13 protein-coding genes and 1 tRNA gene are annotated in these 12,570 nt (G+C 70.7%); 6 read left to right on the top strand and 8 right to left on the bottom strand.

What is annotated here, in order from left to right; all coding sequences use genetic code 11:
* A partial coding sequence (locus AC32QD_RS15180; RefSeq protein ID WP_492011349.1) for a RecQ family ATP-dependent DNA helicase occupies positions 1-1,416 on the bottom strand: 1,416 nt, incomplete at its 3' end.
* Between the two features lie 79 nt (positions 1,417-1,495).
* Complete coding sequence (erpA, locus tag AC32QD_RS15175; RefSeq protein WP_492011348.1) at positions 1,496-1,831, bottom strand: iron-sulfur cluster insertion protein ErpA; 336 nt, start codon at positions 1,829-1,831, stop codon at positions 1,496-1,498.
* A gap of 158 nt (positions 1,832-1,989) precedes the next feature.
* Between erpA and AC32QD_RS15170 the strand changes: the two genes are divergently transcribed.
* From AC32QD_RS15170 to scpB, 6 genes are all read left to right on the top strand, one after another.
* A complete protein-coding gene (locus AC32QD_RS15170) occupies positions 1,990-3,189 on the top strand; it encodes a deoxyguanosinetriphosphate triphosphohydrolase (RefSeq protein WP_492011347.1) in 1,200 nt (399 codons plus the stop codon).
* A gap of 36 nt (positions 3,190-3,225) precedes the next feature.
* Entirely contained in the window at positions 3,226-4,971 is a 1,746-nt protein-coding gene (argS, locus tag AC32QD_RS15165) for an arginine--tRNA ligase (RefSeq protein WP_492011346.1), read from the top strand.
* 77 nt (positions 4,972-5,048) lie between these two features.
* A complete protein-coding gene (locus AC32QD_RS15160) occupies positions 5,049-5,837 on the top strand; it encodes an SPOR domain-containing protein (protein WP_492011345.1) in 789 nt (262 codons plus the stop codon).
* Positions 5,834-6,883: a glycoside hydrolase family 3 N-terminal domain-containing protein gene (locus AC32QD_RS15155; RefSeq protein ID WP_492011344.1), complete on the top strand. Its 1,050-nt coding sequence runs from the start codon at positions 5,834-5,836 to the stop codon at positions 6,881-6,883. The genes AC32QD_RS15160 and AC32QD_RS15155 overlap by 4 nt, the downstream gene beginning before the upstream one ends.
* On the top strand, positions 6,876-7,706 hold the full coding sequence (locus AC32QD_RS15150; protein WP_492011343.1) for a segregation and condensation protein A: 831 nt from the start codon (positions 6,876-6,878) through the stop codon (positions 7,704-7,706). The genes AC32QD_RS15155 and AC32QD_RS15150 overlap by 8 nt, the downstream gene beginning before the upstream one ends.
* A complete protein-coding gene (gene scpB / locus AC32QD_RS15145; RefSeq protein WP_492011342.1) occupies positions 7,703-8,377 on the top strand; it encodes an SMC-Scp complex subunit ScpB in 675 nt (224 codons plus the stop codon). Before AC32QD_RS15150 ends, scpB begins: the two co-directional genes overlap by 4 nt.
* Before the next feature lie 178 nt (positions 8,378-8,555).
* Here the strand turns inward: scpB and AC32QD_RS15140 are convergent, their stop codons facing one another.
* The 6 genes from AC32QD_RS15140 to AC32QD_RS15115 form a co-directional block, all read right to left on the bottom strand.
* Complete coding sequence (locus AC32QD_RS15140) at positions 8,556-9,641, bottom strand: 2'-deoxycytidine 5'-triphosphate deaminase (protein ID WP_492011341.1); 1,086 nt, start codon at positions 9,639-9,641, stop codon at positions 8,556-8,558.
* Between the two features lie 168 nt (positions 9,642-9,809).
* A tRNA-Pro gene (locus tag AC32QD_RS15135) sits at positions 9,810-9,886 on the bottom strand.
* A gap of 118 nt (positions 9,887-10,004) precedes the next feature.
* Positions 10,005-10,499 carry a MerR family transcriptional regulator gene (locus AC32QD_RS15130; RefSeq protein ID WP_492011340.1) on the bottom strand — a complete coding sequence of 165 codons (495 nt, stop codon included), beginning with the start codon at positions 10,497-10,499 and terminating at the stop codon, positions 10,005-10,007.
* Positions 10,499-10,801, bottom strand: a complete 303-nt coding sequence (ihfA, locus tag AC32QD_RS15125; protein ID WP_492011339.1) for an integration host factor subunit alpha — start codon at positions 10,799-10,801, stop codon at positions 10,499-10,501. The genes AC32QD_RS15130 and ihfA overlap by 1 nt, the downstream gene beginning before the upstream one ends.
* Positions 10,802-10,945: 144 nt before the next feature.
* Positions 10,946-11,914, bottom strand: a complete 969-nt coding sequence (locus AC32QD_RS15120) for a beta-ketoacyl-ACP synthase III (RefSeq protein WP_492011350.1) — start codon at positions 11,912-11,914, stop codon at positions 10,946-10,948.
* Positions 11,915-11,916: 2 nt separating this feature from the next.
* A partial coding sequence (locus AC32QD_RS15115) for a phosphate acyltransferase (protein WP_492011338.1) occupies positions 11,917-12,570 on the bottom strand: 654 nt, incomplete at its 5' end.

Below are 12,570 nucleotides of genomic sequence, written 5' to 3'. Positions count from 1 at the left end.
GTAGCCCAGCGCGTAGAGCTGGCGGAAGATGCCGCGCCAGCGGCCCTTCTCGATCTCGGCGCCGACGCCGAAGGTGGGCAGCCGGTCATGGCCGAGTTGGCGGATGCGCGCGCCGTCCTCGCCGCGCAGCACGGCGATCAGGTGCTCGACGCCGAATCGCTCGCCGGTGCGCAGCATGGCCGAGAGGGCCTTCTGCAACGCCTCGGTGCCGTCGAACAGCGCGGGCGGCTCGCGGCACAGGTCGCAATTGCCGCAAGGCTGCGCGCGCGTCTCGCCGAAATAGGCGAGCAGCGTCTGGCGGCGGCAGCGCGGGGCCTCGGCCAGCGCCAGGAGCGCATTCAGGCGCTGGTGGTCGGCGCGCTTGCGCTCGGGCGGCGCGTCAGAATGGTCGATCTGCAGGCGCCTGAGCTTGATGTCGTCGATGCCGTAAAGCGTGAGCGTGTCGGCCGGCGCCCCGTCACGCCCCGCGCGCCCGACCTCCTGGTAGTAGGCCTCGACCGATTTCGGAAGGTCGGCATGGACGACGAAGCGCACATCGGGCTTGTCCACGCCCATGCCGAAGGCGACGGTGGCCACCATCACCAGCCCGTCCTCGCGGGTGAAGCGGTCCTGGCGCGTGGACCGGGTCTCGCCGTCGAGGCCGGCGTGGTAGGCCAGCGCCGGCACGCCCTGCGCGGCCAAGGCGGCGGCCAGCGTCTCGGTCTTCTTTCGCGAGCCGCAATAGACGATGCCGGCCTGCCCCGGGCGGCGGGCGACGAAGCCCAAAATGCGGCTCTGCGGGCTGGCCTTGGGCTCGAAGGCGAGATGCAGGTTCGGCCGATCGAAGCCGCGGACGAACTCCCGGGGCGGGGCGGCGAACAGCCGCGCGGCGATCTCGGCGCGCGTGTCTGCGTCCGCGGTGGCGGTGAAGGCCGCTGTCTGCGCGCCCAGCGATTCGCGCAGCGCGCCGATGCGCAGATAGTCGGGGCGGAAGTCGTGGCCCCACTGGCTGACACAGTGGGCCTCGTCCACGGCGAGCAGCGCCACGTTCGAGCGGCGCAGCAGGCGGATGGTGGCCTCCGACGCCAGCCGCTCGGGCGCCATGTAGAGCAGCCGCAGCCGGCCGGCCTCGAGTGCCTCAAACACGCGCTCGGTCTCCCACGGGTCGTTGGCCGAGGTCAGCGCCCCGGCCTCGACGCCGGCCTCGCGCAGCGCCGCCACCTGGTCGCGCATCAGCGCGATCAGCGGCGAGATCACCACGGTGAGCCCCTCGCGCCTGAGCGCGGGCAGCTGGTAGCACAGCGACTTGCCCCCGCCCGTGGGCATGATCGCCAGCACGTTGCGGCCCGCGAGGATGGCGGCGACGACCTCCTCCTGCCCGGGGCGGAAGGTGTCGAAGCCGAAGACCGATTTCAGAAGCTCGCGCGTCGCCTGCATCCCACCCCCGCAGAATCGCCGCTGCGAGCCTAGAGGGAGGCCGGCCCGGTGTGAATTGGGGAATCGGCGTCGGGCGCCGTCAGATCGAGAAGCTGGTGCCGCAGCCGCAGGTGGAGGTGGCGTTGGGGTTGTCGACGTGGAAGCGCGCGCCGATCAGCTCGTCGCGGAAATCGATCACCGCGCCGGCGAGGAAGGGCAGCGATTCGGGATCGACCAGCACGCGCTGGCCGTCGCGCTCGATCACCGTGTCGCCCTCGGCGGGCGCGTCCTCGAGCTCGAACTCGTAGGAGAAGCCCGAGCAGCCGCCGCCCAGGATGGCGACGCGCAGCGCCTTGGCCTCGCCCGATTCCGCGGCGATCTCGGCGAGGCGCTCGAAGGCGCGGTCCGTGACCTTCACGGGGATCGTGATCTCCATCGTCTCCTCCGGCTGCCATGCCAAGCCTGCAATGCCGTGCCTGCAATGCCGTGCCTGCAATGCCGTGCGAATCGGCTATAAGCGGCGCCCGAAACCAGCGTCGATGCATTGACCCCACAAATGTATCGACGCCAGCCCGCCAGACAAGGGGCGCTGCCATGGATCAGGCCGATCGGGACGAGGCATATCTCGCGCCCTGCGCCTCGCGGCCCTCGGAAAGCCGCGGCCGGCTGCATGCCGAGCCCGGGAGCGCGCACCGCTCGTGCTTCCAGCGCGACCGCGACCGGATCATCCATTCCTCGGCCTTCCGGCGGCTCAAGCACAAGACGCAGGTGTTCGTCGAGCACGAGGGAGACTACTACCGCACGCGGCTGACGCACTCGATCGAGGTGGCGCAGATCGCCCGCACGGTGGCGCGCACGCTCCGCCTCAACGAGGACCTGGCCGAGGCGGTGGCGCTGGCGCACGACCTCGGCCATCCGCCCTTCGGCCACACCGGCGAGGAGGCGCTGGCCGAGTGCATGGCGCCCTATGGCGGCTTCGACCACAACGCCCAGGCGCTGCGGATCGTCACCGCGCTCGAGTGCCACTATGCCGAGTTCGACGGGCTGAACCTGACCTGGGAGACGCTGGAGGGCATCGCCAAGCACAACGGCCCGCTGCTGGCCTCGGCCGAGGCGGACCGCGAGGCCTTGCCGATGGCCATTGCCGAGTACGCCGCGCGCCACGACCTCGAGCTGCACACGCGCGCGAGCGCCGAGGCGCAGGTGGCGGCGCTGTCCGACGACATCGCCTATGTGAACCACGACCTGCACGACGGGCTGCGCGCAGGGCTTTTCACGCTGGACGAGGCAATCGCGCTGCCCCTGGTCGGCGACTGCTTCGCCGAGGTCGACGCGGCCTATCCCGATCTCGACCCGGTGCGCCGCCGGCACGAGGCGCTCAGGCGCGTCTTCGGCCTGATGGTCGACGATGTGCTGGCCGAGAGCCGCGCGCGGCTGGCGGTGCTGGCCCCGGAGTCGGCGGGGGCGGTGCGCGCGCTGGACCAGCCGGTGATCACCTTCTCGGGCCGCATGGCCGGGGACATAAAGGCGCTCAAGGCGTTTTTGTTTCGCCACATGTACCGGCATTTCCGGGTGCGCCGGATGCGCGCCAAGGCGACCGGGGTGGTGCGGGCGCTGTTCGGCATCTTCACCGGTGACCCGGCGCTGATGCCGGGCGAGTGGGCCGAGGCCGCGGCGCGCGCGCGGGCCGAGGAGTTGCGTGCACGGATCGTCGCGGACTATATCGCCGGCATGACCGACCGCTTCGCGCTCGAGGAGCACCGGGTGCTGACCGACCCGATGGCCCGGGCCTGATCCCTGGCGCGACACCCTGACGCCGCTGGAGCCCCGATGAACCTGTTCTCCGAGATCAAGACCGTGGTGCTGAACGCCGTCGCGCGGCTGGCCGCCGAAGGTGCGCTGCCCGCCGACATGGCCACCGGCAGCATCGCCGTCGAGCCGCCACGCGATGCCGCCCACGGCGACATGGCGACCAACGCGGCAATGGTGCTGGCCAAGCCCGCCGGGCTGAAGCCGCGCGAGCTGGCCGAGCGGCTGGCCCCGCTGATCGGCGCGGACGCGCGGCTGGCCGAGGTCACCGTCGCGGGTCCGGGCTTCATCAACATGCGCCTCGCGCCGGACATGTGGCGCAGCGTGGTGGCCGGGGCGCTGGCCGAGGGCGCCGACTTCGCGCGTTCGGACATCGGCGCGGGCCGCAAGGTCAATGTCGAGTTCGTCTCGGCCAACCCGACCGGCCCCCTGCATGTCGGCCACACGCGCGGCGCGGTGTTCGGCGACGCGCTGGCGAGCCTGCTCGCCTTCGTCGGCCACGACGTGACCCGCGAGTACTACATCAACGACGGCGGCACGCAGGTCGACGTGCTCGCCCGCTCGGCCTACGAGCGCTATCGCGAGGCGCACGGGCTGATCCCCGCGATCACCGAGGGACTCTATCCGGGCGACTACCTGATCCCGGTGGGCGCGGCGCTCAAGGCGCGCTTCGGCGACAGCCTGCTGGACAGGCGCGAGGACGAGTGGCTCGCGACCGTGCGCGACTTCGCCATCGCGACCATGATGGAGCTGATCCGGGCCGACCTCGCCGCGCTCGGCGTGGCAATCGACGTGTTCTTCTCCGAGCGCGCGCTCTATGGCACGGGCCGGATCGAGGGCACGCTGAAGGCGCTGGAGGAGCGCGGCCTGATCTATCAGGGCGTGCTGGAGCCACCCAAAGGCAAGATGCCCGACGACTGGGAGCCGCGGCCGCAGACCCTGTTCCGCTCGACCGCCTTCGGCGACGACACCGACCGGCCGATCCGGAAGGCGGATGGCTCGTGGACCTACTTCGCGCCCGACATCGCCTATCACAAGGACAAAATCGACCGGGGGTTCGGCCTGTTGATCGACGTTCTGGGTGCCGACCACGGCGGTTATGTCAAGCGCATGAAGGCGGCGGTGGCGGCGCTGTCGGACAACCGGGTCGAGCTCGACATCAAGCTGTGCCAGCTGGTCAAGCTCTACAAGGGCGGCGAGCCGCTCAAGATGTCCAAGCGCGCCGGCACCTTCGTCACCCTGCGCGACGTGGTCGACGAGGTGGGACCCGACGTGACCCGCTTCGTCATGCTGACGCGCAAGAACGACGCGCCGCTGGATTTCGACTTCGTGCGCGTGCTGGAGCAAAGCCGGGACAACCCGGTGTGGTACGTGCAATACGCCCATGCGCGCATCTGCTCGCTGATGGCGCGGGCGGGCGAGGCGGGGCTCGCCACGGATGATTCGTCGCTGGGCGAGGCGGAGCTGGGGCAGCTCGAAGGCGAGGCCGAGCTGGCGCTGACCCGGAAGCTCGCCGAGTTCCCGCGCCTGGTCGAGATCGCCGCGCAGCACCACGAGCCGCACAGGATCGCCTTCTATCTATATGATCTTGCATCTGAATTTCATTCATGGTGGAACCGCGGGCAGGACGATCCCGGCCTGCGCGTGATCCAGTCCGACGCGCCGGAGCTGAGCCGGGCGCGGCTGGCGCTGGCGCGTGCGGTTCAGGTTGTGATTTCAGCCGGTCTTGGTATTCTTGGGGTGACCCCGGTTAAGGAAATGAAGTGACTTTGCGTCGCATATAATGGGGTCTGGGCAGTACTGAGCCCCAGATGATGGGGACGAGTGACAGGCGCGGAACCCGAATGCGAGATGAGCTGGACAACGGCTATGCCGTCGCCGATGAGGGCGCCATGAAGCGCTGGCGCGCGCGCCTGGGCCGCGTGGCGTCGGTGTGGGGCGGCGCGCTGCTGGCGGTGGCGGTGATCGTCGGGGTGGCGCTGTGGGGATACGGGCTCACCCAGCGCGATGCCTCGTCGGTGCCGGTGATCCGTGCGGCGCTGACGCCGGCCAAGGTACAGCCCCACAATCCCGGCGGCGCTCAGATCGCCTATCGCGACATCACCGCCTACCATGCCGGCTCGCCGCGCACGGCGGCGCCGACCGATATCGTCTTCGCACCGCCGCCCGAGCGCCCTTCGCCGCAGGATGTGTCGATGGCGGCACTCACGGGCGGGGCCACAACGACGACGGCTGCGGCCGCGGCGCCGCAGCCGCCCGCGACGGACACCGCTCCCGCGGCCACGCCGCTGGTGCGCCCGCGCCCCGTGGACCTCAAGCAACGCATGGAAGCCGCGCAGCAGGCCGCCTCGGAGCAGGAGCAGCTGGCCGCCCGCGCGGCGGCCTCGCCGGTGCAGATCCAGCTCGGCGCCTATCCCGACCGCGACCAGACGCGGAGCATGTGGCAGCGCATCTACCGCGCCAACCAGGACATCCTGCGCGGCCGCGCGCTGGTGATCCAGAGCACGATCTCCGGCGGGCAGCGCTATTTCCGTCTGCGCGCCGGGCCCTTCAAGGACAGGCTCGAGGCGCAGAACGTCTGCCGCGCGCTGCAGTCGCGCGGGCAGGACTGCCTGGTGGCGGTCAACGGATGAGCGCCTCCCCGTCCGCGCGCCCGTCTGCCCCCGCGTCTGCCCCCATCGCCGCCATCTTCGGGGCGAGCGGGCCGGAGCTTCTGGCGAGCGAGCGGGCGTTCTTCGCCGAGGCGGATCCCTGGGGCTTCATCCTGTTCGGACGCAATGTGCGCGAGCCTGCACAGCTGCGCCGGCTGGTCGACGGCTTGCGCGAGTCGGTGGGGCGGCGGGCGCCGGTGCTGATCGACCAGGAAGGCGGCCGCGTCGCCAGGCTCGGCCCGCCGCACTGGCGGCACTGGGGGCCGGTGCGGCGGCTTTTCGATGGAGCGAACGAGGAAGCGGCGCTCGAGGCGGTGCGGCTGCGCTACCGCATCATCGCCGCCGAACTGGCGGCGCTGGGCATCGACGTGGACTGCGCGCCGCTGCTCGACGTCGCGGCGCCCGAGGGGCACGGGATCATCGGCGACCGGGCGCTTGGCGAGACGCCGGATGCGGTGGCGCGCCGGGGCAGGGCGGTCTGTGCCGGGCTGCGCGCCGGCGGCGTGCTGCCGGTGGTCAAGCACTTGCCCGGGCACGGGCGCGCCCCGACCGACAGCCACCTGGGGCTGCCGCTGGTCACGGCGCCGCGCCGGGCGCTCGAGGCGGTGGACTTCGCCGCCTTCCGGCCCCTGGCGGGCGAGGCCCTGGGGATGACGGCGCATGTGGTCTATGCCGCGATCGACCGCGAGAGCTGCGCCACGCTCTCGGCCGCTGCCATCGAGGTGATCCGGCGCGAGATCGGCTTCGACGGGCTTTTGATGACCGACGACCTGTCGATGGGGGCGCTGAGCGGCCCGATGGGCGCCCGCGCTGCTGCCGCGCTGGCGGCCGGCTGCGACATGATCCTGCACTGCAACGGCGACATGGCCGAGATGCGCGCGGTCGCCGCCGCCGCGCCGCGGCTGGCCGGCGCTGCCGCGCGGCGCGCCGCCAGGGCCGAGGCCGAGCGGGGCCCGGCCGAGGAGATCGACCTCGCCGCAGCCGAGGCGCGCTATGCCGAGCTGACAGGGGAGAGTGCCCATGCCTGAGGGGATCGTCGACATCGAGGCCCTGGCCTTCGACACGCCGCCCCGCGACCGGGCGGCGATCGAGGCCGAGACGCTGATGGTCAACGTGGACGGCTTCGAGGGGCCGCTCGACCTGCTCTTGACGCTGGCGCGCACGCAGAAGGTGGACCTGCGCCGCATCTCGGTGCTGCAGCTTGCCGAGCAGTACCTCGCCTTCGTCGCCGCGGCCAAGCGGATGAGGATCGAGCTGGCCGCCGACTACCTGGTGATGGCGGCCTGGCTGGCCTACCTCAAGTCGCGCCTGCTGCTGCCGCTGCACGAGGACGGCGATCCGAGCGGCGAGGAGCTGGCGGCGCGGCTCGCGTTCCAGCTCGAGCGGCTGGAGGCGATGCGCCGGGCCGCCGCCGAGCTGATGGCCCGCGACCGGCTCGGCCGCGACTTCTTCGCCCGCGGCGACTGCGAGGCGACGACCGTGAAGCGCCGGGTCGAGTGGACGGCCAATCTGGCCGACCTGCTGCACGCCTATGCCCGCGTGAAGGGGCGCGAGGACTACCGGCCGCTGCAGGTTGACCGCGGCGCCATCTTCTCGATGGAGGCCGCGCTGGCCCGGCTCAAGCGCATGCTGGGCGTGACGCTGGAGTGGGGGCAGCTGACCTCGTTCCTGCCCGAGGGCTGGCTGGCCCAGCCTGCGAAGCGGCGCAGCGCCGTGGCCTCGACCTTCGCCGCGACGCTGGAGATGGCGCGGCGCGGCGAGTTGGAGCTGCGCCAGGACGGGACCTTCGCGCCGATCTACCTTCGCGCCCCGCGCGCGGCAGACGACCGGGCTGCGGAGGAAGCCGCGTGAGCGACGCGGAGGAGGCAGGCGCCCCGGACACGGGCCAGCTTTTCGACGCGCCGCCGCTCGCGGAGCAGGAGCGCATGGTCGAGGCGATCCTGTTCGCCGCGGCCGAGCCGCTGACGCCCGCGCAGATCGGCGCGCGGCTGCCTGAGGGCTCGGACCCCAAGGCGGCGCTGGAGCTGCTCGAAGCGCGTTACGCGCCGCGCGGCGTGCGGCTGGTGCGCGTGGGGCCGGGCTGGGCCTTCCGCACCGCGCCCGATCTGGGCTTTCTGATGCGCCGGGAGGCGACCGAGACGCGCAAGCTCAGCCGCGCCGCGATCGAGACGCTGGCGATCATCGCCTACCACCAGCCGGTGACGCGCGCCGAGATCGAGGAGATTCGCGGCGTCTCGGTCTCGAAGGGCACCGTCGACATCCTGCTCGAGCTGGAATGGGTCCGCTTCGGCCGCAGGCGCGAGACTCCTGGCCGGCCGGTGACCTTCGTCACCACGCAGGGCTTCCTCGACCATTTCGGGCTCGAGAGCGCCCGCGACCTGCCCGGTGTCAAGGAGCTGCGCGCGGCAGGGCTGCTGGAGCCGACGCCGCCCGAGGGCTGGCAGGAGGACGGCGCGGACGAGGAGCCCGGCGAGAACGCCGAGGACGCGATGGCCGAGCTGTTCGCCGAGGACGAGGACTGATCCTGTGCGTCACAGGCGGCGGCGGGCACGGGTGTGCACATTGCACAATCGCGCAAGTTATTGATTTTATTCAAATCCATGTGTGCACATCGCTTATGGTTAATGGCGTCTTCAGCAGTTTGGCCGACCGGATGGCGCGCCGCCCGCCGGGCGCTCTCGGGTCGTCCGCGGCAGGGCGTTACGTCGCCCGGAAATACTTTGCCAGCCTGAGCTCCTGTCCCTGGTAGTGCGAGCCGATGCCGCTGCCGTAGAGCAGGTCGGGCAGCTGCGCCATGCGCTCGTAGACCAGGCGCCCGACAAGCTGGCCGTTCTCGAGCGCGAAGGGTGTCTCGTGGCAGCGCACCTCGAGCACCCCGCGCGAGCCCGAGCCACCGGTCGAGGAATGGCCGAAGCCGGGGTCAAAGAACCCGGCGTAATGCACGCGGAACTCGCCCGCGACGGCCATGTAGGGCACCATCTCGGCCGCGGTGGCGGGCGGCACGCTGACCGCCTCGCGGCTGACCAGGATGTAGAAGGCGCCGGGGTCGAGAATCAGCGTGCCGCCGCGGTTGGGGCGCACCGGCTCCCAGAACTCGTCGGGGTCGTAGTGGTCGATCCGGTCGAGGTCGATCAGCCCGGAATGCGGCCGCGCCCGCCAGCCGACGATGCCCCCGGCGCCGCGCGGCGTGAGGTCTACCGAGAAGCCCAGGCCCCCGTCGATCAGCGCATCCACGTTGACCAGCGGCTCGCGCGCATGCAGCGCGCGCAGCTCCGCGTCGCCGATCGCCGCCTCGCCGCAGCGGAAGCGGATCTGGTTGAGCCGCATGCCCGGCCGCACCAGCACCGAGAAGGTGCGCGGCCCGATCTCGGCATAGAGCGCGCCGCGATAGCCGGGCTCGACGCGGTCGAACTCGATCGAGCGGTCGGTGATCAGCCGGGTCAGGAGGTCGAGCCGCCCGGTCGAGCTCTTGGCGTTGGCGGCGGCCGAGACGTCGCCGGGCAGGGCGAGCGATTCGGCGAGCTCGACCACGTAGACGCAGCCGGTCTCGAGCACGGCGCCGCCGCTGAGGTCGATCTCGTGCATGGCGAACTCGGCCAGCCGCGCGGCCACCGTGCGCCCGCGGCCCGACAGGAAGCTGGCGCGCACCCGCCAGGCGCGCCGTCCCAGCCGCAGGTCGAGGCTCGCGGGCTGCACCTGCTCGGGCGTGACCGGGTCGGCGGCGGCGATCTCGCCGCGCGCGACCATGGTCCTGAGCTCCTGGGACGGCAGGACCCCCCGTGTCACAGCCTGTGTCCCAGTCCGTGTCCCAGCCCGTGTCCCAGTCCGTGTCGCAACCCGTGTCGTGTCGTTCATCTGGCCCGCCCGCTGGTCGGCTCGCGCCTGTTCATGGCAACGCCGGGGGGCGCGCGCAACAGAAAACGCCAGCGGCGCGTGCCGCTGGCGTTCCCCGATTGGTCGGGCCGGCGAGATTCGAACTCACGACCTCTTGCGCCCCATGCAAGCGCGCTACCAAACTGCGCTACGGCCCGGGTGAGATGCGGCCGTATATATCGGCTCGCTCGCGGCATGCAAAGGGGTTGCCGCGGTTGGCAACCGGCCTGAGCAGGGAAATTCGCGCCCGCGGCGGCAGGCGCCGCGGGGCCGTGTTCAAGGCTGCTCGAGTCGCGCCAGGATTTCCTCGAGCCGGGCGATGTTGCGGCGGATCCGCTCGGGATCGACCGATTCGCCCACCTCGGCGGCATCGATGGTGCGCTCGGCCTCGAATCGCTCGCGCAGCGCGGCGAGGCGTTCGGCGGCATCGGCCGGCGGTGCGGCGCGCTCGAGGGTCAGCTCGGCGGTGGCGTTGCCCCGGGCGATGACCGTCTTGGCGCCCTGCTCGCGCAGCACCTTCTGCACGCCCTTGATGGTCATGCCGTCATCGTAGAGCAGGGCCCTGATGCCGCGCAGCAGCGAGACGTGATCGGGGCGGTAGAGACGCCGCCCGCCGGCGCGCTTCATCGGCTTGATCTGCGGGAACCGGGTCTCCCAGAAGCGCAGCACGTGCTGCGGCAGGTCAAGTACGTCCGCCACCTCGCTGATGGTCCGGAACGCTTCTGGTGATTTGCCGCCTGGTCCTGCGAATTCCTTCGCGGTGACGCCCATCAACGCACCCTCCCGCCGTTCACCCGACCCTTCATGATGTGCGAAGGACGGAAGACGAGAACACGGCGGGGATCGATCGGCACCTCCTCGCCCGTCTTGGGATTGCGTCCCATGCGGGCGCCCTTGCTGCGCACCGCGAAGGTCCCGAACGAGGAGATCTTGACATTGTCGCCCTTGATCAGGGCGTCGGAAATTCTTGCCAGGATCGTCTCTACCATTTGCGACGATTCATTCCGGGAAAGCCCGATTTCCCGGTAAACTGCCTCGCTTAGGTCGGATCGTGTCAACGTATTACTCGCCATCGTCCGCACCCTCCCCTCTCCTTCTTTGTACACAACACCCTACCCACGTCCCGAAGTGGATTAAACGTCAATTGCGAAAATGAGTCAATGTCAATGACTTGTAGAAAAGTCCAAAAGATGAGGTGGAACTTGAGTGTCGAAGCACTACCAACGCAGCAGCGCCGAGCCCCATGCGAGCCCGCCGCCGATGGCCTCCATCAGCAGCAGGTCGCCCTTGCCGATGCGCCCGTCGCCGACCGCCGTGGACAGCGCCAGCGGGATCGAGGCGGCCGAGGTGTTGCCGTGATCCTGCACCGTGACCACGACCTTGTTCATCGGCACGCCGGTCTTCTTGGCGGTGCTCTCGATGATTCGCAGGTTGGCCTGGTGGGGCACGATCCAGTCGACGTCCTTGCCGGTCACGCCGACCTTCTCCATGACCTCGTCGGCCACCTCGGCGAGCTTGACCACGGCGTGGCGGAAGACCTCGCGGCCCTCCATCTTGAGGAAGCCCACCGTCTTGGTGCTGGAGGGCCCGCCCGAGACGTAGAGAATATCGTTGTAGCTGCCGTCCGAGTGCAGGCAGGTGCCGAGCAGCCCGCGGTCCGCGGCGGTGCCGTCGCCCTCGCCGGCCTCGAGGATGACGGCGCCGGCGCCGTCGCCGAACAGCACGCAGGTCGAGCGGTCGTCCCAGTCCAGGATGCGCGAGAAGGTCTCGGCACCGATCACCATGACACGCCTGGCCATGCCCGAGACGATCATGCTGTTGGCGTTGGCCAGCCCGTAGATGAAGCCGGCGCAGACGGCGTGGATGTCGTAGGCGAAGCCATGCATGCCCAGCGCGTGCTGCACCCGCGTGGCGGTCGAGGGGAAGGTCTGGTCCGGCGTCGCGGTGGCGAGGATCAGGGCGTCGAGGTCGCGGCCCTCGATTGCGGCCGCGGCCAGCGCCTGGCGCGCCGCGGCGATGGCCAGATCCGAGGTGCGCTCGCCCTCGGCCACGATATGGCGCTGGCGGATGCCGGTGCGCGTGCGGATCCATTCGTCTGAGGTTTCGATGCGCTGGGCCAGTTCCTCATTGGTGACGACACGCGCGGGCAGGTGGTGCCCGCAGCCGACGGCGATCGCCCGCGTCACGCTCATTCGCCTGCGCCTCTCTCGGGCTCTTGCTGCGCCGTCCTGGCCCTCGGGTCGAGGTTGGCGAGCTGTGCCGCGACGAGGCGCGGGAAATCGGTGTCGGCCATCTTCGCCGCCAGCTCGATGGCCGAGGCGAAGCCGATCGCATCGGCGCTGCCGTGGCTCTTGACCACGGCGCCGTTGAGCCCGAGGAAGACGCCGCCGTTCATGCGGCGCGGGTCGATGCGCTCGCGCATGCGCTTGAGCGAGGTCACGGCGAACAGGCTGGCGATCTGCGACCAGAAGCTGTTGCGGAAGGCCTCGCGCAGCGCCTCGCCGATGAAGCCGGCGGTGCCCTCGGCGGTCTTCAGCGCGACATTGCCGGTGAAGCCGTCGGTGACGAACACGTCCGCGGTGTCCTTGCAGATGTCGCTGCCCTCGACGAAGCCGACATAGGTGAATCGCTCGCTCCCCGCCGATTCGAGAAGCGCCGCCGCATCGCGCAGCTCCTGCGTGCCCTTGCTCGCCTCGGTGCCGACGTTGAGCAGCCCGACGCGGGGGCGTTCGATGCCGAAGTTGAGATGCGCGTACTCGGCGCCCATGACGGCGTATTGCAGCAGGTTCCTCGGCTCGGCGCGCACGTCGGCGCCCATGTCGAGCACCGTGTTGAAGCCGTG

The organism is Thermohalobaculum sp. (genome assembly GCF_058622915.1).
Note: the sequence above shows the minus strand (reverse complement) of the source record. Positions and strands in the feature narration are given on the sequence as shown.